Annotated in this window: 19 protein-coding genes; 15 read left to right on the forward strand and 4 right to left on the reverse strand. The window is 47.6% G+C overall.

What is annotated here, in order from left to right; genetic code table 11:
* Window positions 1-2: 2 nt before the first annotated feature.
* Together FNY66_RS03515 and FNY66_RS03520 are read right to left on the reverse strand one after the other, a co-directional pair.
* Window positions 3-881 (reverse strand): carbohydrate ABC transporter permease, encoded by an 879-nt coding sequence (locus FNY66_RS03515; protein ID WP_087151223.1) that lies wholly within the window; start codon window positions 879-881, stop codon window positions 3-5.
* 14 nt (window positions 882-895) lie between these two features.
* Entirely contained in the window at window positions 896-2,278 is a 1,383-nt protein-coding gene (locus FNY66_RS03520; protein ID WP_087151222.1) for an extracellular solute-binding protein, read from the reverse strand.
* A 208-nt stretch (window positions 2,279-2,486) separates the two neighbouring features.
* Between FNY66_RS03520 and FNY66_RS03525 the strand changes: the two genes are divergently transcribed.
* From FNY66_RS03525 to FNY66_RS03555, 7 genes are all read left to right on the forward strand, one after another.
* Window positions 2,487-3,491 (forward strand): LacI family DNA-binding transcriptional regulator, encoded by a 1,005-nt coding sequence (locus FNY66_RS03525; protein WP_150310315.1) that lies wholly within the window; start codon window positions 2,487-2,489, stop codon window positions 3,489-3,491.
* 189 nt (window positions 3,492-3,680) lie between these two features.
* Window positions 3,681-4,523, forward strand: coding sequence for a CvfB family protein (locus FNY66_RS03530; protein WP_087151220.1), 843 nt, complete (start codon window positions 3,681-3,683; stop codon window positions 4,521-4,523).
* A 100-nt stretch (window positions 4,524-4,623) separates the two neighbouring features.
* The gene (locus FNY66_RS03535; RefSeq protein WP_150310316.1) at window positions 4,624-4,866 is read left to right on the forward strand and encodes a polya polymerase; all 243 of its coding nucleotides are present in this window, start codon (window positions 4,624-4,626) and stop codon (window positions 4,864-4,866) included.
* A 231-nt stretch (window positions 4,867-5,097) separates the two neighbouring features.
* The gene (locus FNY66_RS03540; protein ID WP_150310317.1) at window positions 5,098-8,571 is read left to right on the forward strand and encodes a DNA polymerase III subunit alpha; all 3,474 of its coding nucleotides are present in this window, start codon (window positions 5,098-5,100) and stop codon (window positions 8,569-8,571) included.
* An 88-nt stretch (window positions 8,572-8,659) separates the two neighbouring features.
* The gene (gene pfkA, locus FNY66_RS03545; RefSeq protein ID WP_190324766.1) at window positions 8,660-9,679 is read left to right on the forward strand and encodes a 6-phosphofructokinase; all 1,020 of its coding nucleotides are present in this window, start codon (window positions 8,660-8,662) and stop codon (window positions 9,677-9,679) included.
* 81 nt (window positions 9,680-9,760) lie between these two features.
* On the forward strand, window positions 9,761-10,582 hold the full coding sequence (murI, locus tag FNY66_RS03550; protein ID WP_087151217.1) for a glutamate racemase: 822 nt from the start codon (window positions 9,761-9,763) through the stop codon (window positions 10,580-10,582).
* 62 nt (window positions 10,583-10,644) lie between these two features.
* Entirely contained in the window at window positions 10,645-11,124 is a 480-nt protein-coding gene (locus FNY66_RS03555; protein WP_087151216.1) for a DUF1934 domain-containing protein, read from the forward strand.
* Window positions 11,125-11,506: 382 nt separating this feature from the next.
* Here the strand turns inward: FNY66_RS03555 and FNY66_RS03560 are convergent, their stop codons facing one another.
* The gene (locus tag FNY66_RS03560) at window positions 11,507-11,953 is read right to left on the reverse strand and encodes a hypothetical protein (protein WP_087151215.1); all 447 of its coding nucleotides are present in this window, start codon (window positions 11,951-11,953) and stop codon (window positions 11,507-11,509) included.
* A 210-nt stretch (window positions 11,954-12,163) separates the two neighbouring features.
* Here FNY66_RS03560 and cls point away from each other — a divergent pair, with 210 nt between their 5' ends.
* Genes cls through FNY66_RS03575 form a run of 3 tightly spaced genes read left to right on the forward strand, consistent with a single transcriptional unit; the run spans window position 12,164 to window position 15,688 of the window.
* A complete protein-coding gene (cls, locus tag FNY66_RS03565) occupies window positions 12,164-13,639 on the forward strand; it encodes a cardiolipin synthase (protein WP_150310318.1) in 1,476 nt (491 codons plus the stop codon).
* A 37-nt stretch (window positions 13,640-13,676) separates the two neighbouring features.
* On the forward strand, window positions 13,677-14,756 hold the full coding sequence (gene tig, locus FNY66_RS03570) for a trigger factor (protein ID WP_150310319.1): 1,080 nt from the start codon (window positions 13,677-13,679) through the stop codon (window positions 14,754-14,756).
* Between the two features lie 59 nt (window positions 14,757-14,815).
* A complete protein-coding gene (locus tag FNY66_RS03575) occupies window positions 14,816-15,688 on the forward strand; it encodes an aldose 1-epimerase family protein (protein WP_150310320.1) in 873 nt (290 codons plus the stop codon).
* Window positions 15,689-15,735: 47 nt separating this feature from the next.
* Here FNY66_RS03575 and FNY66_RS03580 read toward each other — a convergent pair whose 3' ends face one another.
* Window positions 15,736-16,347, reverse strand: coding sequence for a TetR/AcrR family transcriptional regulator (locus FNY66_RS03580; RefSeq protein WP_150310321.1), 612 nt, complete (start codon window positions 16,345-16,347; stop codon window positions 15,736-15,738).
* 241 nt (window positions 16,348-16,588) lie between these two features.
* Between FNY66_RS03580 and FNY66_RS03585 the strand changes: the two genes are divergently transcribed.
* From FNY66_RS03585 to FNY66_RS03605, 5 genes are all read left to right on the forward strand, one after another.
* Window positions 16,589-16,951, forward strand: coding sequence for an SCP2 sterol-binding domain-containing protein (locus FNY66_RS03585; RefSeq protein WP_150310322.1), 363 nt, complete (start codon window positions 16,589-16,591; stop codon window positions 16,949-16,951).
* Between the two features lie 38 nt (window positions 16,952-16,989).
* Window positions 16,990-17,934: an alpha/beta hydrolase gene (locus FNY66_RS03590; RefSeq protein WP_150310323.1), complete on the forward strand. Its 945-nt coding sequence runs from the start codon at window positions 16,990-16,992 to the stop codon at window positions 17,932-17,934.
* Window positions 17,934-19,337 carry a condensation domain-containing protein gene (locus FNY66_RS03595; RefSeq protein WP_150310387.1) on the forward strand — a complete coding sequence of 468 codons (1,404 nt, stop codon included), beginning with the start codon at window positions 17,934-17,936 and terminating at the stop codon, window positions 19,335-19,337. The genes FNY66_RS03590 and FNY66_RS03595 overlap by 1 nt, the downstream gene beginning before the upstream one ends.
* Before the next feature lie 78 nt (window positions 19,338-19,415).
* Window positions 19,416-19,640 carry an acyl carrier protein gene (locus FNY66_RS03600; RefSeq protein WP_150310324.1) on the forward strand — a complete coding sequence of 75 codons (225 nt, stop codon included), beginning with the start codon at window positions 19,416-19,418 and terminating at the stop codon, window positions 19,638-19,640.
* Between the two features lie 91 nt (window positions 19,641-19,731).
* The gene (locus FNY66_RS03605) at window positions 19,732-21,240 is read left to right on the forward strand and encodes an AMP-binding protein (RefSeq protein ID WP_150310325.1); all 1,509 of its coding nucleotides are present in this window, start codon (window positions 19,732-19,734) and stop codon (window positions 21,238-21,240) included.
* Window positions 21,241-21,397 lie beyond the last annotated feature (157 nt).

Genomic DNA, 21,397 nt, shown 5'->3' on the forward strand with positions numbered 1-21,397 from the left:
CCTTAACTTTCATTTGCTCCGGTGACCTTGAACGAGATCACGGTGAATAATGCGGTCAGCACCAGGATAAACAGAGAAATGGCTGATGCGAACCCGAAGTTATACTGCTTGAACGCCTGATCGTAGACGAGGTATGAGCTTAAGTAGGTCGAAGTTCCCGGTCCTCCTGTAGTCATGACCAGTACCGGTACATATGCCTGCAGGTAGGAGATGATCGAGGTGACTACGACGAACAGCATGGTCGGTTTGAGCAGAGGCAGTGTGATATAGCGGAAAGTCTGCCATGCATTTGCCCCGTCGATGCTCGCTGACTCATAGCAGTCGGACGGCAGGGAAAGCAGACCGGACAGGAAGAGGATCACTGCGTATCCGAAGTCCTTCCAGATCGTCATCACCATCAGGGCGGGCAGAGCGAAACTGCTGTCAAACAGCCAGTTGATATCCAGCCCGAAGATATTGTCGATGAGTCCGAACTGCGGATTGTACATGATCTTCCACACATATGCAACGGCAACAAGCGGAGTTACGGTCGGCATGTAAAAGATTGTCCGGAACAGTGTCTTGTGCTTCATCAGTTTTGAGTTCAGCGCGTAGGCGATCGCCAGTCCGAGAAGAACACGGAAGAAGACGACGACCACGCAGAAGATCACGGTATTTGCCATGGACTGCCAGAATGTCGGATAGGAGAACATACGGATATAGTTGTCCAGCCCGATCCAGTTATAAGTCTGGTTCAGGGGATTCCACTGATGGAAGCTTCCCGCGATGACGATGACCACAGGAATGATCAGGAAGATCGTCATGTAGATAATGAGGAATCCCATCGCGATATTCCGCATCCAGATTTCGCTTTTACTTTGAAGCGGTCTTCTTTTAAACATAAATTTCCCCTCCCTTATTCTTCATAATAGGCGTAGAGACTCTCACTCGAAGTGAAGTCCGCGTTTGCAAGGTCGATGTCGATCGTATCCGCGGCGGTCTTAAGAGCGTCGTCCGCGTCTTTGCCGTTATAGAGGATATCTTCCCCGGCGATCTTCAGGTTGTTTTCAACTGTGGAAGGCATTGCTCCCGGCCAGATGTAGCGGTCGATATGCGGACCGACAGTCTTGACGATCGGGGTGTCTTTGAGTTCAGGCGCCTCCATGAGTGAGGACTTGGCAGGAATCAGGCCGCCGTCCTGGCTGAGCTTGATCTGTACGTCATCGCTGGCGAGGAAGAAGCGGATGAAATCCTGCGCGACTTCCTTCTGCGCATCGGTCGCGTTCTTGTTGATGCCCGGAGTGGACTCGCCATTATAACGGTAGTAAGCGTAAGGCGTCTTTCCGTCCTGAGTCGGGATCTCGAAGGTGCCGTAGTTGATGTCAGGAGCGTTTGTGGCGAGGTTCCCTACGAAGAAGCCCCAGGCAAATACCATTGCACTCTGGCCCTGGTAGAAGCTCTGGTCGTAGTTGGTACCGAAATCCTTGTCTCCTACGTGGTATTTCTCATAGAGATCGATCAGGAAGGAGGCTGCATCCTTCATGCCGTCGCCGTCTACAAGAGACTCTTTTCCGTCTGCGGAGAACAGGTTGTCTCCGAACTGGTAGTTCAGGCCGATAACAGTAGAGTTGAAGTAATTATTATAGTTATATCCTGCCTGGATCATATTTCCATTTTCATCGAATTTTGTAAGCTTCTGGGCCACTTCGATAAATTCGTCCCAGGTCTTCGGGATATCGTCGTCCGTCAGTCCGGCTTCCGCCCAGAGGTCTTTGTTATAGTAAAACATTCCGGTAGACAGGCCGTAATCCATATAGTAGATGTTCCCGTCCATGAGATGGGTCGAAGCGGAAGGATAATCTGCGATGAGATCATCTGTGCTGATATCATAAGGCTCTATATAGTTGAGGAGCAGATGCTCATAGCTGTTATGTATATTGAAGAGTGTCGGTCCTTCCTCGTCCCTCTGAAGGGCAAGGGGAAGTTTGGTAAAGAATCCGTCCCACGGGTTGTTGATGACGTTGATAGTCACATTGGGATGAATCTCCTGATAAGCTTCAGCGATACTGCGGAACATATCCTCTGTCGCCCAGACCCACCAGTCGATAGTGATGGGGGCGCCGTCGTTGACTAGATGGTTTGGGTCGTAAGTGACATTGTCTCCCATGATCTCCAGACCTTTGTCCGCCTGTGTGTCCTGTACGCCCTGTGAAGTCCCACTTCCGTTTCCGCCGCCGCTGCATCCGGCGAGGGATAAGACGAGTACGAGGGCAAGACAGAATGAAAAAAATCGTTTCATATCGCACCTCCTGATAAAGTTTTATTGTTACGTTAGCGCTAACTTTTGATAAAATTATAGAATTGTCAAGCAAAAATGTCAATATTAATTTTGAAAAATATTGAATATGTGCAAAAATTGCATTATAATTTAGTTAGCGGTAACTATAAGAGGGGATTCTTTTATAGTAAGTACGAGACAAAGAAAAGGGAAAGGAAACGATGGCGATATGGTTACATTAAAAGATATTGCGGAAAAAGCCGGAGTCAGCAGCATGACTGTGTCCCGTGTGATGAACGGAAAGACGGGAACTGTTTCTCAGCAGACTTCCGAGCGGATAAAGAAAATCGCGCAGGAGATGGGCTATGTTCCCAATTCATCGGCGAGGGCACTTGCGTCCCGTTCCTCCCGGCTGATCGCCGCACTGCTGCAGGAGTATGATGAGGAGAGAAATCCTCTGGAAGACAGTTATACAAGCTGTTTCCTCGGGGAACTCGCCCTCCAGATCAAGAAGGAAGGATATGACCTGATGCTCCACTATGTAAAAGATTACTCGGAGATCACTTACAGCCTGAAGTCGTGGAACGTTGCGGGTGCCGTGTTTATAGGGATGTTCGATGAAAGCATACGGAAGCTTCAGGAGGACAATCACATTCCGCTCATTTTTACAGACAGTTACAGTTCCGTCCGCAGCATCACGAACGTAGGAATCGACGATTACAGAGGAGGAGAACTGGCAGCAGAGTATTTTCTGAAAAACGGCCACAGAAATGTAGCCTTCTACGGACCGGAGGCGCTGGATAACGGCGTAGTGATGCACAGGCTCAGAGGATTTGTCTCTGTGCTGCGGAAAGCGGGGATCTCCCTGCCGCAGGAGAACTTTATCAATCTGGGGGTGAAAGATCTCGGGGGAGAACTGGTGAGGCTGTGCAGCGGGGAAAATCCCGTGACCGGAATCTTCACTACAGCGGACAACTGCGCGTACCAGGTCTATTCGGAGGCATACAGGAAAGGGCTTCGCATTCCGGGCGATCTGTCCGTCATAGGATTTGACGATCTGTCCATGAGTGAGCTGGTCACGCCTCCGCTTACAACGGTCCGCCAGGACATTAAGAAGAAGGCGCTGGTGACATGTGAGCTTCTTATGAAGAATATTAATACGGCGGACAGACCGGCTGAAAATATAGTGCTTAATGTGTCGCTTTCCGAGAGAAAATCTGTACAGAAGCTGTGAAATACTGTTGGGCCTTGCGAACGGCGCTGACTGTACAGTTATAAGTCCGGAAGCGGCCGCCGATCAGATGCAGACGATATATTGACAATCTGGCAGTCACTGGACTATAATAGCGGCGTTTGGTTGAAGCAAACCGGCATAAGATATGAATAGACAGAGCTTTGCAAATATAAAGGAGAATATACCATCATGAGATTAGGGGAAAAGCAGGTGCTGACCGTCGTAAAAAAGGTAGATTTCGGAGTGTATTTAGGCAGCGATGAGGAACGTGTCCTGCTTCCGAAGAAGCAGGTGCCCGAAGGAATCGAAGCAGGAGATCCTATTGAAGTATTTCTGTATAAGGATTCATCTGACCGTATGATCGCTACTACAAAAGAGCCGAAGATCACACTCGGACAACTGGCGGTACTTGAGGTTGTAGATGTAGGACGTATTGGGGCGTTTCTCGACTGGGGATTAGAGAAGGATCTGCTCCTTCCATTTAAAGAGCAGACGTCGAAAGTGGAGAAAGGCGACCGATGTCTTGTCAGTCTTTATATTGATAAGAGCGGAAGGCTCTGCGCCACCATGAAAGTCTACCCGCTCCTGCGGACAGATTCATCTTATAAAAAGGACGATACGGTGAATGGAACCGTCTATGAGATCAGCCGTGACTTCGGTGTATTTGTTGCGGTAGATAATAAGTTTTCCGCACTGATCCCGAAAAGAGAAGTGTACGGAAGAATGTATATCGGGCAGCAGATCGAGGCGCGGGTAGCGGCGGTCAAAGCAGACGGTAAGCTGGATCTGAGTGTCAGAAGCAGGATACCGGAGCAGATGGACGCGGATGCGCAAAAGATTATGGAGAGACTGGAGAAAAGCGGCGGAGTGCTTCCTTTTACGGACAAGGCTGATCCGGAGCGTATCAGAGACGAATTCGGGATGAGTAAAGCTGCGTTCAAGAGAGCGGTTGGGAGGCTGATGAAACAGGGAAAGATCAGGATAGACGAAAAGCAGGAAAAAATCTTGCAATCCGTTCCGAATCGGTTATAATAATCAATAGGGGTGCGCACGGCATAAGATGCCGGCGGCTCTTAGATATGACAACACAAAATGTTGTAAGACATGATGTAGAGAGAAAGGAGAACATATCATGAAAGTTCAGAACATCACAGATATAGAAGGATTTTTTAAGGTCGTTGACGAGTGTAAAGGAAAGGTTGAGCTTGTGACAGGCGAGGGAGACAGACTGAATCTGAAATCAAAACTTTCCCAGTATGTATCTATGGCAAATATTTTCTCAAACGGCGAGATTCCGGAGCTGGAAGTTATCGCATATGAGAAAGAAGATACAGACAGACTGATCAAGTTTATGCTTGACGGAGGCAACAATTAAGATATTCCGGTATCAGGAGTAAAAAAGACAGGAGAGGGCGGTTCCAGCAGGAAAGGAGCCGCCCTTTTTTCCAGTACACTGTTTCGCAAATAACTATAGAGTCAATGCACAAAGAGCGTATTGCCCACTTGTACATTGACGTTGTCAAATCGCCTGCCTGTTTTTCCGGCTGCGCGGATGGTCCGGTTATTTGACGAATGGTGTGCCAGATGATGATATCAGAGGTGGACCATGAGTTTTGTGCATTTGCATGTCCATACAGAGTACAGTCTGCTGGACGGATCAAATAAGATAAAAGAATATGTCGCGCGGGTGAAGGAACTTGGCATGAACAGCGCCGCGATCACAGATCACGGAGTTATGTACGGTGTCATTGACTTCTACAGAGCTGCCCGCGCACAGGGCATCAAGCCTATCCTCGGGTGTGAAGTGTATGTGGCGCCGAATTCCAGATTTGACAGAGAAGTTACAGGCGGCGATGACAGATACTATCATCTTGTGCTGCTCGCGGAGAACAATGAAGGATACGCAAATCTTATGAAGATTGTATCAAAAGGATTTGTGGAGGGATACTATTACCGTCCGCGTGTGGATAAAGAAGTCCTGCGCCAGTATCATGGAGGGATTATTGCGCTGAGCGCCTGCCTTGCGGGGGAAGTCCAGCGCTATATTGTAAAAGGACTGTATGACGAGGCAAAGAAGACAGCTCTGGAGTACAGAGATATTTTCGGTGAGGATAATTATTTTCTCGAACTGCAGGACCACGGGCTGCCGGACCAGGCACTGGTAAACCAGCAGCTTTTAAAGATGTCCGAGGAGACGGGAATCGAGCTTGTTGCTACAAATGACGTACACTATACGTATGCCGAAGATGCGGTCCCCCATGATATCCTGCTGTGCATTCAGACCGGAAAAAAACTAAGTGATGAGAACCGGATGCGGTATGAGGGCGGGCAGTATTATGTGAAATCGCCCGAGGAGATGGAGAAACTCTTTCCCTATGCGCTGCAGGCGCTTGACAATACACAGAGAATTGCGGACCGGTGCTCGGTAGAGATTGAATTCGGAGTAACAAAACTTCCGAAATATGATGTGCCGGACGGGTACACTTCATGGGAATATCTCCAGAAGCTCTGCCGGGAAGGACTGGAGAAGAGGTACGGTGTGCCGTCGCAGGAGCTGAAAAACCGGCTGGACTACGAGTTGAATACCATCAAAAATATGGGGTATGTGGATTATTTTCTTATTGTATGGGACTTCATTAAATACGCCAAAGATCATGGAATTGCCGTGGGGCCCGGACGGGGATCGGCTGCCGGCAGTATTGTGTCCTACTGCCTGGGGATCACGACTATAGATCCTATCCGATATCAGCTGCTGTTCGAGCGTTTCCTTAATCCGGAACGTGTGTCCATGCCCGATATTGACGTCGATTTCTGCTTTGAAAGGCGTCAGGAAGTGATCGACTATGTAGTGCGAAAGTATGGGAAGGACAGAGTGGTACAGATTGTGACTTTCGGTACTCTTGCTGCCAGAGGTGTCATCCGGGATGTAGGGCGCGTGATGGATCTGCCGTATGCATTCGTGGATTCTATTGCAAAGATGATCCCCCAGGAGCTCAATATCACCATTGATAAGGCTCTGAAAGAGAATCCGGAACTGCGCCGAACTTATGAGACAGACGAGCAGGTGAAGACGCTGATCGATATGGGCAAGCGTCTGGAAGGACTGCCGCGCCACAGTTCCATGCATGCGGCCGGAGTTGTGATCAGCCAGAAATCTGTGGATGAGTATGTTCCGCTCTCCAGAGCTGCTGACGGGACGATTACTACACAGTTCACGATGACGACACTTGAGGAACTGGGGCTTCTGAAGATGGATTTCCTCGGGCTGCGCACATTGACCGTGATCCAGAATGCAGTAAATATGGCGCGCCGCAAGCAGCCGGATCTGGATGTGGAGAAGATTGATTATGACGATCAGAAGGTGATGGACTATATCGGAACAGGAAAGACAGACGGTATATTTCAGCTTGAGAGTGCAGGGATGAAGAGCTTTATGAAAGAGCTTAAGCCTCACAGTCTGGAGGATATTATCGCGGGTATTTCGCTGTACCGTCCGGGACCGATGGATTTTATCCCGCAGTATATTAAAGGGAAGAATGACGCTTCGTCCATCACTTATGACTGCCCGCAGCTGAAGCCGATACTTGAGCCGACGTATGGATGCATCGTATATCAGGAACAGGTTATGCAGATTGTGAGGGATCTTGCCGGATATACTCTGGGACGGAGTGATCTTCTGCGCCGCGCCATGTCAAAGAAAAAGGGCGATGTGATGCAGAAAGAACGACAGATCTTCGTGTACGGAGATCCGGATACAAATGTGCCCGGATGTATTAAAAACGGTATTGACGAGAAAACGGCGAACAAGATATATGATGAGATGATTGATTTTGCGAAATATGCCTTCAATAAATCTCATGCAGCCGCGTATGCGGTCGTGGCATATCAGACTGCATGGCTAAAATATTATTATCCGGTGGAATTTATGGCAGCGCTTATGACATCCGTCATTGAAAATCCTTCCAAAGTAGCGGAGTATATTTATGCATGCCGTCAGATGAATATACAGATCCTGCCTCCGGACATTAATAACGGCGAGGCAAATTTCTCAGTTGACGGAGGAGATATCCGCTACGGGCTGGCGGCGATCAAGAACATCGGCCGTCCGGTCGTGCAGGCAGTGCTGGAAGAACGCAAAGCGTTCGGACCGTTTAAGACGCTGGAAGACTTTATTACCCGGATGTCTGCCAGAGAAGTGCTCAACAAAAGAGCAATCGAGAATCTGATCAAAGCCGGAGCACTGGATACACTGGGGGGCACACGCAAACAGTTCATGAGCATCTATGTACAGATCGTAGACCACGTAAATCAGGAGAAGAAATACTCTATGTCGGGGCAGATGAGCCTGTTTGACCTTGTGGGAGAAGAACAGAAGAGTGAATTCCAGATCCGTATGCCCGATGTGGGGGAATATGCAAAGGAGAATCTGCTGGCATTTGAGAAAGAGGTGCTCGGCATCTACGTCAGCGGCCATCCTCTGGAGGAGTATGAGGAGAAGTGGAGAAAAGTTATATCTGCTACAACACTTGATTTTCAGCCGGACGAGGAGAACGGACGCTCTAAAGTCCGCGACGGTGCGCGAGAGATTATTGGCGGCATGATCACGGATAAGACAGTCAAGCATACAAAGACAAATCAGATGATGGCGTTTGTCACTGTTGAAGATCTGCTGGGGACTGTGGAGGTAGTTGTATTTCCGAGGGATTACGAGAAAAACAGAGAGTACCTTGAAGTAGACAATAAAGTGTTTGTCAGAGGCAGGGTGTCCGAGGAAGATGAAAAAGCAAGCAAGCTGATCTGTGAGAAAGTGATCCCCTTTGAGAAGACCAAAAGAGAGTTGTGGATACAGTTCCCGGATAAAGCGGATTTTCTGGAGAACGAGCAGATTGTCTATGGTTATCTGGCTGATTCCGAAGGCGATGATGAGGTCGTGATCTACTGTGCGAAGGAGAGGGCGATCAAGCGTCTGCCGAGGAACAGGAATATAAGGATCAACCAGCAGGTTTTGAGCAGACTGATGAATCATTTCGGAGAAAAGCGCGTAAAAGTGGTTGAAAAAGCTATTGAAAACCACTTCTAAATACGGTAAAATAACCTCGGAATTGTTAAAATTTTTTCAATCAGAAAATTTTGCAGTTGTCTAAGTTTTTGGGAAAGGTGGAGAAAACATGGCAGAGTATAACGAAATGGATAATGAAAGATATGCGGAAGATTTTGAAGACCGCATCCGGACGATCGGAGTCCTTACTAGCGGCGGCGATGCCCCGGGAATGAATGCAGCAATTCGTGCAGTTGTGCGTACAGCTCTCTCTAAAGGCCTGAAAGTACGCGGCATCCGCAGAGGATACCACGGACTTCTCAAGGAAGAGATCATCGATCTTTCTGCGCGCGATGTGTCCGATACAATCCAGCGCGGAGGTACAATCCTTCAGACAGCACGTTGTAAATCAATGCGTACAGAGGAAGGACAGCAGAAAGCGGCTGCAATCTGCAAGAAATACGGCATAGACGGACTTGTAGTTATCGGTGGTGACGGTTCTTTTGCCGGAGCCCAGAAACTTGCTAATTTAGGAGTAAATACAATCGGCATTCCGGGAACGATCGATCTGGATATCGCATGTACAGATTACACGATCGGATTTGATACGGCTGTAAACACAGCTATGGAAGCAATCGATAAGGTGCGTGATACTTCCACATCACATGAGCGCTGCAGTATCATCGAGGTTATGGGACGTGATGCAGGATATCTCGCTCTGTGGTGCGGTATTGCCAACGGTGCTGAGCGTATTCTGATGCCTGAAGAGCATGACTACGATGAGGCCGCTATTGTTGCGGATATCAAAGAATGTCAGAAGCGCGGCAAGAAGAATTATATCATTATCAATGCCGAGGGTATCGGAGATTCTATTAATATGGCAAAGAGAATTGAAGAGGCAACAGGCATGGAGACAAGAGCGACAATCCTGGGACACATGCAGCGCGGCGGAAGTCCGACATGTAAAGACAGGGTGTACGCTTCTGTTATGGGTTCAATGGCTGTAGATCTTCTTCTGCAGGGCAAAACAAACCGCGTAGTGGGATACAAAGACGGCAAATTCGTTGACTTTGATATCGAAGAAGCTCTGGCTATGAAGAAGTCAGTTTCCCAGTATCAGTATGATGTAGCTAAGATACTGGCACTGTAATTTAAAAAGTAACAGTTCAGAAATCTGATCGCACGGGCAGGTACGCCGTGTATAAGAGACGAACAGGGAGAGCAGGTCATTATGGAAAACAGGAATACAGCACCGGTAGGTGTGTTTGATTCCGGCGTAGGCGGGCTGACGGTGGCAAGAGAGATCTCGCGTCAGCTCCCGAATGAAAATATCGTATATTTCGGGGATACGGCAAGAGTTCCTTACGGAAGTAAATCGCAGAATACGATCATTCGTTTCTCGGAACAGATCATCCGTTTCTTAAAGACAAAAGAAGTCAAGGCTATCGTGATCGCCTGCAATACGGCGAGCGCGCTGGCGCTTGACGCCGTCAGAGGTGAGTTTGACGTTCCGGTCATGGGAGTCGTCATACCGGGAGCAAGAGCGGCAGTCGAAGCGACCAGGAACCGGAAGGTGGGCGTCGTGGGTACGGATGCTACGGTCAAGAGCGGAATGTACACGAAGATCATTCATTCGATGGCGCCGGATGTAACTGTGATCGAGAAGGCCTGCCCTCTTTTTGTGCCTCTGGTTGAAGAGGGGTTTAAAGATCACGTTGTCACACAGGAGATCATAGAGTATTATCTGGAATCTATGCGCAGCTCGGATATCGATGCGATGATTCTCGGATGTACACATTATCCTCTTCTCAGATCAAAGATAAGGGAATATATGGGAGAAAAGATTCAGATTGTGAATCCTGCTTATGAAACTGCAATGGATCTGAAGAAACTTCTCCATGAACAGGGAATGGAAAACAGCGGGGATACGGAGCGGCACAGTATATATTCTTTCTATGTGAGCGATGCTGCGGAGAAATTCCGCAGGTTTGCGAATACGGTAATGCCGTTTGATGTACCTACGACAAATGTTGTAAATATAGAAGAATATTAGTAACAGTTCAGCCATCAGGAATGGCGCGGCTGAACTGTTATGGGAGTTAAAAGAGCGGAAAGATGACAAAGGAAGTATTGGTCAGTATATCAGGAAAACATATTGATATCATGAACGATCCGGCAGCAGGATATGAAACGGGGGACGACAACATTGAGGTTGTGACACCGGCAAACTACTACTGTAAAAACGGAAAACACTATATTATCTATGATGAAGTGCTCGAGGGAATGGCGGGAACGATCAGGAATAAGATCAAGATCACAGGAAATGACAGCGTTGAGATCATGAAGAGCGGAGCCTCAAGTTCCCATATGATTTTTGAAAAAAACCGGAAAAATCAGACATACTACCGTACACCTTACGGTCAGATGCTGATCGGTGTGAATACAAAGAATATGGAAGTAAACGTGAAAGACAACAAGATTAACGTCAGTCTTGATTATGAATTGGATGTTAATCACGAACCCCTTGCCGACTGCAGGATCAAGATGAACATAATGGCAAAAAATGATCCCGACTTTACAGTGCTCAGCAGTTAGCAGCAGTAAAAAAAGAGGGCGTTTTCGGAGTATATATCATAACACAAAACCGTTCCGCTCTACCTCAAAGATTGTGTAGATGTAACAGTGGCAGGAGATGTTCGTCCAATGGGACTCCATCTCCTGCCACTTAACATCTAAGACCAATGCTTTTCGGAACGCTCTCACTTGATGTTTTGCTTATATGATATATACTCCGAAAACTCACTTTATTTAATGCTGTAGATAATATGTCGTTATACCGGAAGTGCCAGGTCGGCTGCCGAGAGCAGCAGGCAGGCGCTTCCCAGCCGGTAGCTCGAATCATACAGGTTTGAAAAGAAAAAGCTCCCTGGACTACGATATCCGGCTAGGGAGCGAAATTTTTATACAAGCGGTATGATCACGATTTATTCCGGCGGAAGAATCCTTTCTTTTTTTTCTGCGGCTGCTCGATAGATCCGCCTCTTACGCTCTTGATCCCTGTTATGTAAAGTCCGCTGACTACGGCTTTTACTTCTTTTTTTACAGGGATGACTTCAAATACTTTATTATCACACATCAGAGTCATGATCCTCGGACCGATCTTTGCTTTGACGACCGGTACTTTTGTACGTCTTAAGTATTTCGGCGTGTTTTCAAGAACAACGGCAGGAAGACCTGCCTCTTTTAGTTTCATCTTCTTTTTATCAATGACGAGCATGCTGACCGTCTGAGCTGCAGCGTCCATCTGTTCCTGCTGCTCAGCCTGTCTTTTTTCAGCTCTTTTCCCGAAAAAGTACAGTGCGATGCAGGCGGCGATGAGGACAATCAGGATGACGATCATCACAATGGTGAATGTACTAGGCATGTTGATACCCTCCTAAACCTTAGTTTTTCCGCTTTTGCGCACATAGTATTTTAACATTGTTTCTGGACGAGTGCAAGATAATAACCGCATTTTAAAGGTTTAGGGTTTACTTTTCACGGGGAAAACGAGTATACTGTTATAGTAGTGTCTCCGGGCAGGAACAGAGAGGCCATTGCGGCAGCCCCGGACGCACACAAAGGAGTTTGATTTATGGCAGAAATGATTTGGAACGGAGCGGTGACGGTCTATGATTTTATTATGGACAACATCGTCATCATTAATATCCTCTTCGCGTTGATTATCGTGTTCTTTCAGAGGAGATCTCCGCAGACGGTATGGACATGGCTTCTTCTGCTTTATTTTATACCGATACTCGGTTTTATCCTTTATCTGGTCATCGGACAGGACTTTCACAAGAGCCGTATGTTCAAAGCGAAGGAGATTGAGGGAGAACTGAAATATGCCGTGCGGCGGCAGGAAGAGACGATCTATCATAAACGTCTGCGGCTCGCAAATCCCGAGATGGCGCGTTTCAAGGATTTGATATTGTATAATCTTGAAGCGGGTGAGGCCGTCCTTACAGACAATAATGACATCCGGGTATATACTGATGGTAAAGTAAAATTTCGCGCCCTTATCGAGGAGATGAGGCAGGCAAAAAAATATATCCATCTGCAGTATTACATCATCCGGAATGATGAACTGTGGCAGGAGATTGAGAAAGTCCTTATTGAGAAAGCGAGAGAGGGAGTGGCGGTCCGGGTACTTTTCGACAGTATGGGCTGCCGTACAATGAAGAATAAGGACTGGGAGCGTCTGGAAAATGAAGGAATTCAGGTGGCTGAGTTCTTCCCGGCACTTCTCGGAAAGCTTCAGCTGCGTGTAAATTACCGTAACCACAGGAAAATCGTGGTCATAGACGGACGTATCGGATTTGTGGGCGGTTTCAATGTGGGAAGAGAATACCTCGGGCGTGACAAGAAGTTCGGATACTGGCGAGATACCCATCTGTGCATAGAAGGAGCTGCAGTAACATCTCTCGCGGTGCGTTTTGTGCTGGACTGGAACTACGCGGCAAAAGAAAATCTGTTCCTTGACGATACATTATTCGAGATTCCGCAGTATACACGACATGGGCGGGATCCGGTGCAGATCATATCGAGCGGACCGGACTCACAGATCAAGACGATACATGACAACTATCTGCGCCTGATCCACAGCGCAAAAGATCACGTATATATTCAGACCCCGTACTTTATACCGGATGACTCCATTTTAGATGCATTGAAAATTGCAAGCCGGTCAGGAATCGATGTGCGCATCATGGTGCCGTGCAAGCCGGATCACCCGTTTGTATATTGGGCGACGTATTCGTATGTCGGGGATATGGTGGCCGCCGGTGCGAAATGTTATGTGTATAACAACGGATTCCTGCATGCAAAGACAATGTGCGTGGACGGCATGGTGGCCTGCGTAGGGACGGCTAACATGGACATTCGAAGCTTCGGGCTGAACTTTGAGGTGAATGCGGTCATCTACAGCGAGCGTACAGTACAGCGCCTGGAGCGTGCCTTTGAAAATGATATGACTCAGTGTACTCATGTCACCAGAAAAGTTTATGATGAGCGAAGTCTTATCATAAAAGGAAAAGAACAGTTCTCGAGACTTCTGTCTCCACTGTTATAGAACGTCAAAAATTAATATGATAAAAAGGAGAAAGATTATGAAAAAGAAGATTTTAGCTGTAATGCTGGCTGCAGCGCTGGCAGGAGCACTTGCCGGATGCAGCGGCGAACTGTCTAATGATTATGTGACAGTCACACAGTACAAAGGGCTGGAAGTCCCGCAGCCGGCTCCGGCAGAGGAAGTGACGGATGATATGGTTGAACAGGTTGTTCAGAGCAACCTTGCCGCGTATGCCCAGAGCGAGCCGGTGACAGACCGTGCGGCGGAAATGGGAGATACCGTTAATATTGATTATACCGGATACATTGACGGCGAGGCTTTTGACGGAGGATCTGCAGAGGGGGCTGATCTGGAGCTGGGAAGCAATTCATTTATCGGAGCGACGGATGACTATGAAGGATTCGAAGAGCAGATAGTGGGACATGAAACTGGAGATGAGTTTGACATTAAGGTGCAGTTCCCTGATCCATATACGCGTAATCCGGATATGTCAGGTACAGTAGCAGATTTCCACATTGTCCTCAATTCGATTTCTCTTCAGACTACTCCGGAGCTGACAGACGAGTGGGTTCAGGAGAACAGTGAGGATTCAGACACAGTGGAGGAATACAGGGAAGCAATCCGTTCACAGCTCGAGGAAAGTATGCAGGCATCTGTAGATGCGGAGCTTACAGACTCCGTACAGACTGCCCTGATGGAAAACGTCGAAGTGAATGAATATCCGGAAGACAGAGTTGAGGAGCTGACGAAGCAGATGACAGATTATTATACTCAGCTGGCAGGATTATACGGCGTTGAATTAGGAGAGTTTGTAGAGACATATCTGCAGACTACAGAAGAAGATTTCAATACTCAGATCGATACGCAGGTGCGGCAGAGCGTAGCCCTCGAGGAAGCGCTGAAACTGATAGCGTCGAAACAGCATCTGGAACCATCCGAGGAGGAATATCAGGAAGCTATTGCAGAGTATGCAGAAGAGGCCGGTTTTGACGATGTGGAGGAATACATCGGGCAGGTGGGAGAAGATGAGCTTAAAGCAGCTGTCCTGCGGGATAAGGTGACGGACTATCTGGTAGACGAGTGCATTCAGGTGGAGCAGAGCGACGAATCCGAGTAAAAGGAGATTAAAGGCGGATCAAAATCAAGGATCATATAAAAGGACAAGGAGGAATGACCATGAAATTAGAAAATCAGAGATTGTGCGTGGAAATCTCGGAAATGGGAGCGGAAATTACAAGAATCTATGACAAAAAGAATGACGCGGAGCTTTTGTGGGAGGGTAATCCTACATACTGGAAGCGCCGTTCGCCGATCCTGTTCCCGAATGTAGGAAAGACATACCGCAATACTGTACTGATCAACAGTACGCAGTATCCGACAGCACAGCACGGGTTTGCAAGAGACAGCAAATTTAAGTGCATCTGTGAAAAAGAGGATACCGTCTCTTTTCTTCTTGCGTCCGGCGAGGAAACAAAAGAAGTTTATCCTTTTGATTTTGAACTGATTGTTACCTATACATTAGATGACAACAGCCTGTGTGTCGGCTGGGAGGTGCGCAACCCGGGGGATGAGGATATGTATTTTACGATCGGCGGACATCCGGCGTTCCGTTTTGCAAAGCAGGAGGATAAGAAGACGGACTATCTGCTGAAATTTCCCGGATGCGATAAGCTCAGCTATATCCTGATCGATCCGGCTGAAGCAGCGGCTGACCCGGCGAAGGTGTATACGCTGGAACTGAAAGATGAGTGCTGTCCGGTTACGGAAGAAATGTTTGAAAATGACGCTTTGATCTTTGATGGCGGACAGATCGAGGAAGTGTGGCTGTGCCATAAGGACGGAACTCCTTACGTGGGGATGAAATGCGAGGGTTTCCCGAATTTCGGTATCTGGTCCGTAAAAGATGCACCGTTTGTGTGCCTGGAACCGTGGATGGGAAGATGCGATGATGTGGGATACAGCAAAGAACTTTCAGAAAAACCGAACGTCAATAAAGCAGCGCCAGGCGAGAGCTTTCGAAAAGAATATATAATAATGGCAGGAAATTAAAAAAAGGGACTCATGATACGGAGATGATCTGTATCGTAAGTCCTTTTTTATGCCATGAGGAAGTTCAGTGATCCGGGGGGATTATCGGTCCCTTTTTCCAATAAGGCAACGAGTCCTTCTATGGTTTCCTCGATATTTTCTTTGGTCGATGGAATGATCGTATTGTCCATTTTGACGGTCAGGACGATCAGCACGATCTCGGCCAGTACCTCCGGCTTATCAAAATGAATTTCTCCGGCCTCGATTGCCTGCTGAATGATCTCGGCCAGCACAGGTTTGAATTCGCTGATAAGATGATTCATATATTTTTGGTGGAGCAGTGCTTTTTCGGGAGCGCCGACTCCGCTTTTTTCTCCCGACTTCAAATACTCGGTGGAAGCATTGCGGCATGCCTGGAAGATCATGGCCATGCGCGTGAACGGAGGAATCTCTGTCTGTGAGGACAGACTTTTTGCCGTTGTCAGAGGCTTCTCATAGTTGCGTTCAACCAGTGCTTCGAGGATAGCGTCTTTGGACGGAAAATAATAATAGATACTTCCTTTGCCGATCCCTGCAGTCTGAGCAATTTCGCTGACGGAGATCGTCTGAAGCTTTTTGTTTTCCAAAAGCTTCTGCAGTGAATCAAGTATGAGATCATATTTTTTCTTCTGGTCAGTCATAGTCTCCGCCTTTCCGACAGTGTGTGTCTTTTTTTAGGGATATATTGTAAAGTTCCAGTCAAGTATAGCATATCACCGGTAAAAGAACCAGCAAGAAAAACGCACAAAAAATGACGGAAAAACAAAAGGGATTTTGATAGTAACGTATGTTGACCGTCAGTCGAAAAAATGGTACTCTAACAGAGAAGAGAACATGACCGCTGGTCGAAAAAAGACCGGAGAGGTCGAAAAGGAGGATAATATGACCTACGCAGATATGTTTTCAAAGGTAAAAGGAATGCTGATAGGGGCAGATGTCAGTGATATCCATGAACATCTCGCATATCAGTTCAATATCACCGGAGAAGCAGAAGGAATCTTCTATGCCGAGGTGAAAGACGGACAATTGTATGTGGAGCCTTATGAGTATTTTGACCGTGATGCAATGTTTACATGTAGTGCAGAGACTCTATTCAAGATTGCGGACGGCAAGACAGATCCGATCCTTGCGGTAACGCTCGGAAAACTGAAAGTAGAAGGAAACATTGATAAGGCACTGAGGCTTAAAGACCTGATCAACAGCAAAAAGAACGCAGATAAAGCGGAGAAGAAACAGGAAAAATAGCAGACAGGAAACGCAGGATAATAAAAGCAGGTGATAAAATGGGTAAGATATTAAAAGGCGCAGCGGCTGTCCTGGGACTGCTGACTGCGGCGGAAGCCGGAGGCACGGCATATTTTTACAGAAGGACCATGAAACGTTACAATGCCAAGACGGAGCGCACTATGAAGATGTCAGGTGTAGACTGGGAAAAGTATTTCCCGTTTATGCATGAACGCAGCGACTGGATGATGGAGCAGCCCCATGAAGATGTATGGATCACTTCCCACGACGGGCTGAGGCTTCACGGTACATATTTCAAAGGGGACGAAGGCTCTAAAGCCGTAATCTGTTTCCACGGATATACGAGCAAAGGGCTCAATGACTATGGCAGCCTCTCGTATTATTATCTGAAGCATGGTTTTCGGATGCTTCTGATCGATGAGAGAGCACATGGAGAGAGTGATGGAACATACATCGGATTTGGAACGATGGACCGGCTTGACGGTATGAAATGGATCGAGTGGATGACAGAAAAGATCGGCGAAGATGCACAGATCCTTCTGCATGGTAATTCTATGGGGGGAGCCACGGTCTGTATGATGAGCGGGCTGAAGCTGCCGCCGCAGGTGAAAGGAATCGTTTCCGACTGTGCGTTCACATCGGCGAAAGATGTGTTTACCCATGTGCTTCACAGCATGTATCATCTTCCGGCATTTCCGATGATCCAGATCGCGGATAAGCTGAATAAGCGCAATGCCGGATACGGGCTGGATGAGTGTAATGCGGCCCGGGAAGTCAGGAAAGCACAAGTGCCGTTTTTATTTATTCACGGAGAAAAGGACATCTTCGTTCCATGCTGGATGTGCGAGGAAATATATAAGAACTGCGCTTCGCAGAAAACGAAACTCATTGTCAAGGACGCGGGCCATGGCGAGAGCTATTATAAGGACATGGAAGCTTATGAGGGGGCCCTGGATTCATTTATCGGAGGAATAATGAAATGATGAGGACAAGAAAAGGACACAAAGTGTATCCGCTTACTGTAGCACAGAAATTTCACCTTTACTATGCGCCGCACTGCCCCAATATGGCAGTTCTGAATATCGGGACGAGCCTGACGATCGAAGTGGAGCTTGACTGGGATCAGCTGAAAAAATCGATCAACGAGGCATATGCCAGAAACGAGGGCATGCGTGTCCGTTTTGCAAAAGACAAAGAAGGAACATGGTACCAGTACGTTATGGATCCGGAAGAGAAAGATATCGAATTTAAAGATTTCTCAAATGTCAGCCTGGAAGAAGCTGAAGCAGAGATGCAGAAGTGGACAACGGTTCCATTCAAGATGTTCGATGCACCGCTGACAAGGGTAGTCATGATCAAAATGCCGGACGGCTTTAACGGAGTGTATTTCCTCGGAAATCACATGATCGTGGATGCACAGTCGCTTATCTGTTTCCTGAAAGATATCATCGAGCTGTACTGTAACGCAAAATATGAAGGCGTTCCGTATCCCAAAGACATGGCTTCCTATATCGAGCAGATTGAGCGCGACTTTGCATATGAGGCAGGCAGTAAAGCCCAGATAAGAGACGCCGAATATTTCCAGAAAGAGATCGAGAAGAGCGAGCCGATCTACAATGACCTTCACGGGACAGCCAAGCTGGAGTCCATGCGCGACATGTTCAAGAATCCGGAACTCAGGTCAGCCTTCTGTGTTACAGATGATACAAAGTCGGCTCTCGATATCTTCCATCTGGAGGAAGAGCCTACGAAGCGTCTGATGGATTTCTGTGAGAAATATCACGTATCCCTGGCTTGTCTCCTTCTTATGGGGCTGCGTACATACTATCAGAAGATGAACGGGTTCGAAGACGTGTCTCTCACGACAACGATCGCGAGACGTGCAACTCTGAAAGAAAAGAAATCCGGCGGCACGAGAATCCATTCTTTCCCGTTCCGTACCATTTTCCCGGAAGATATGAAGTTTATCGACGGAGTGTATGCGATCCGTGACAAGCAGAATGAGTATTTCCGCCATGCAAATTATGATCCGACAGCATATTTTGCATATCGTGCAAAGACATATCCGCAGCCGAATCCGGGGCTGGGATACGAGCCGATTTCATTGACATACCAGCCGTTGACGCTGAAGGAGAAAGGGCTGGATCAGCTGGGAGATATCCGGTACAAAACAAAATGGTATCCGAACGGTATCTGTCCGCAGGGAATGTATCTGACAGTAATGCACCGTCCGGAGGATAATGGTCTTGACTTTAATTTTGAGCATCAGATCAAGGCTGTATCAAGAGAGGAACTGGAATATCTGTACTACTATCTGTGCAAAATCATGTTTAAAGGCGCTGAGAATCCGGACCTTACGATCGGGGAAATCATCAAGTTAGTATAGTATGTGTCTGTGCAGGGCAGAAATGACAAAGCGGGCACATGAGGTAAGAGAATAGAAAACGAAAAAAGGAGAACGGTCATGTTTGAAAAATTAGTAAATATCATCTGCAATTATGTTGAAGTAGAACCGGAGAATATCCATCCGGAGTCACGTTTTATGGAAGATCTGGGATTTACGTCTTTCGATTTTATGAGTATGCTCGGAGAGATCGAGGACGAGTTTGATGTGGAAGTAGAGCAGACTGAGGCGGCAAATATCCGCACAGTACAGGAAGCTGTCGATTATCTTGAGACGTTGGTATAACAGTTCAGCCATATGATATCAGCAGACGGATTTGTGCAGGCTGGATGTAAGGGCCCATGCCGGTATGGCACGGAGAAAGGAATGTGAAATTATGCTTTGCAGTACAGTGCGTCAGATTCTGGTCAATACAGAGAAGAAGTACGGTCCGGAGGACGCAATACGTTATAAAATCGGTAAAAACGAAATCGAATCCAAATCTTATACACAATTAAAACAAGATAGTGAGAGTTTCTCGAACGTGCTCAATAGCCTTGGAGAGCAGGGACAACATATCTCAGTGATCGGGATGACTTCCTATGAGTGGCTTGTGACATACTTCGGTACGGTCAACAGTGGAAGCGTAGTAGTTCCCCTGGATGTAAATCTCCCGGCAGAGGATGTGTGCGATCTGATCGACCGCTCGGACTCTACAGTGCTTGTGTACGACGAAGTGAGGAAAGACGTGGCGGCGATCGCCAAGGAGCGCTGCCCGCAGTTGAAATATATCATTTCCATGCAGCAGGAAGAGCATGATGACCATGCGTCTTCATGGCAGAAACTCCTGGAAGAAAACAGAGGCAGCTTTGACTATGAGCCTCAGCCGGATCAGCTCTGTACGATCATGTTTACATCGGGCACGACCGGCAAGAGTAAGGGCGTCATGCTCACGCACAGAAATGTGGCGGAAAATGCGACTTGTCTGGATATGAAGATCCCGGAGCGGATCGTGATCATGACGGTGCTGCCGATCCACCATGCATACTGCCTGAGCATGGATATCCTCAAAGGTGTTTCACTGGGGGCGGTCATCTGTATCAATGATTCTCTCATAAGAGTTGCGAAGAATATTAAGCTCTTCAAGCCGGAGATGATCCTTATGGTGCCGCTGATGATCGAGACGATGGCAAAGAAGCTGGAGGAGGCGTCTCTCCTTCCGGCAAAGATCGTGAAGAATCAGGTGTTTGGAAAACAGTTCCACACGATCTGCAGCGGTGGTGCGTATCTTGATCCTTCATATATCGATATGTTTAAGAAATATGATATCACGATCCAGCAGGGATACGGTATGACGGAGTGCGCGCCGGTCATCAGTGTCTCACAGAGCTGGAATATCCGCAAAGATGCTGTAGGGCAGCTTATCCCCAACTGTGAGGCGAAGACTGTGGACGGGGAGCTGTGGGTAAAAGGCAGCAGCGTTATGCAGGGGTACTACAAGATGCCCGAGGAGACTGCGGAGACGCTTGAGGACGGCTGGCTTAAGACGGGCGACCTGGGATATGTGGACGAGGATGGATTCGTCTATCTGACCGGACGTAAGAAAAACCTGATCATCACGAAGAACGGCGAGAACGTATCTCCGGAAGAGCTGGAGAATGCGCTCAGCACAAACCGGCTTGTGGGTGAGGTGCTTGTCCGTGAGAAAGGCGGAGTGATCGAGGCGGAGATCTATCCTGATCAGGATTACGTGAAGAAGAAAAGGATCAAAGATGTGCAGGCCAAACTTCAGGAAGTAATCGATGAGTACAATAAAACTGCAGCTCCGCAGAAGAGGATTTACAGTCTGATCGTAAGGGACACGGAGTTCGAGAAGACGACTACAAGGAAGATCAAGAGGTTTTAATGATGTTGGGGTCAAAAGCTCCCGGGCGCGATGTGAGATAACGTCGGCCGGGAGCTTTCCTGTATCAGTGTTGGTATACAGGTGTATTGTACCCCCCCCTGTATTCTGATGCTATAGCGGTTTTATGAATAGTTGTGGTGAACGAACTTGACGGCGT

The organism is Mediterraneibacter catenae, from assembly GCF_008691045.1.
Taxonomy (GTDB): domain Bacteria; phylum Bacillota; class Clostridia; order Lachnospirales; family Lachnospiraceae; genus Mediterraneibacter; species Mediterraneibacter ornithocaccae.

Bases quoted from the DNA above. Each gene is read 5' to 3' on its own strand.
- FNY66_RS03515 (WP_087151223.1), bottom strand. From the start codon at position 881: ATGTTTAAAAGAAGACCGCTTCAAAGTAAAAGCGAAATCTGGATGCGG.
- FNY66_RS03520 (WP_087151222.1), bottom strand. From the start codon at position 2,278: ATGAAACGATTTTTTTCATTCTGTCTTGCCCTCGTACTCGTCTTATCC.
- FNY66_RS03525 (WP_150310315.1), top strand. From the start codon at position 2,487: ATGGTTACATTAAAAGATATTGCGGAAAAAGCCGGAGTCAGCAGCATG.
- FNY66_RS03530 (WP_087151220.1), top strand. From the start codon at position 3,681: ATGAGATTAGGGGAAAAGCAGGTGCTGACCGTCGTAAAAAAGGTAGAT.
- FNY66_RS03535 (WP_150310316.1), top strand. From the start codon at position 4,624: ATGAAAGTTCAGAACATCACAGATATAGAAGGATTTTTTAAGGTCGTT.
- FNY66_RS03540 (WP_150310317.1), top strand. From the start codon at position 5,098: ATGAGTTTTGTGCATTTGCATGTCCATACAGAGTACAGTCTGCTGGAC.
- pfkA (WP_190324766.1), top strand. From the start codon at position 8,660: ATGGCAGAGTATAACGAAATGGATAATGAAAGATATGCGGAAGATTTT.
- murI (WP_087151217.1), top strand. From the start codon at position 9,761: ATGGAAAACAGGAATACAGCACCGGTAGGTGTGTTTGATTCCGGCGTA.
- FNY66_RS03555 (WP_087151216.1), top strand. From the start codon at position 10,645: ATGACAAAGGAAGTATTGGTCAGTATATCAGGAAAACATATTGATATC.
- FNY66_RS03560 (WP_087151215.1), bottom strand. From the start codon at position 11,953: ATGCCTAGTACATTCACCATTGTGATGATCGTCATCCTGATTGTCCTC.
- cls (WP_150310318.1), top strand. From the start codon at position 12,164: ATGGCAGAAATGATTTGGAACGGAGCGGTGACGGTCTATGATTTTATT.
- tig (WP_150310319.1), top strand. From the start codon at position 13,677: ATGAAAAAGAAGATTTTAGCTGTAATGCTGGCTGCAGCGCTGGCAGGA.
- FNY66_RS03575 (WP_150310320.1), top strand. From the start codon at position 14,816: ATGAAATTAGAAAATCAGAGATTGTGCGTGGAAATCTCGGAAATGGGA.
- FNY66_RS03580 (WP_150310321.1), bottom strand. From the start codon at position 16,347: ATGACTGACCAGAAGAAAAAATATGATCTCATACTTGATTCACTGCAG.
- FNY66_RS03585 (WP_150310322.1), top strand. From the start codon at position 16,589: ATGACCTACGCAGATATGTTTTCAAAGGTAAAAGGAATGCTGATAGGG.
- FNY66_RS03590 (WP_150310323.1), top strand. From the start codon at position 16,990: ATGGGTAAGATATTAAAAGGCGCAGCGGCTGTCCTGGGACTGCTGACT.
- FNY66_RS03595 (WP_150310387.1), top strand. From the start codon at position 17,934: ATGAGGACAAGAAAAGGACACAAAGTGTATCCGCTTACTGTAGCACAG.
- FNY66_RS03600 (WP_150310324.1), top strand. From the start codon at position 19,416: ATGTTTGAAAAATTAGTAAATATCATCTGCAATTATGTTGAAGTAGAA.
- FNY66_RS03605 (WP_150310325.1), top strand. From the start codon at position 19,732: ATGCTTTGCAGTACAGTGCGTCAGATTCTGGTCAATACAGAGAAGAAG.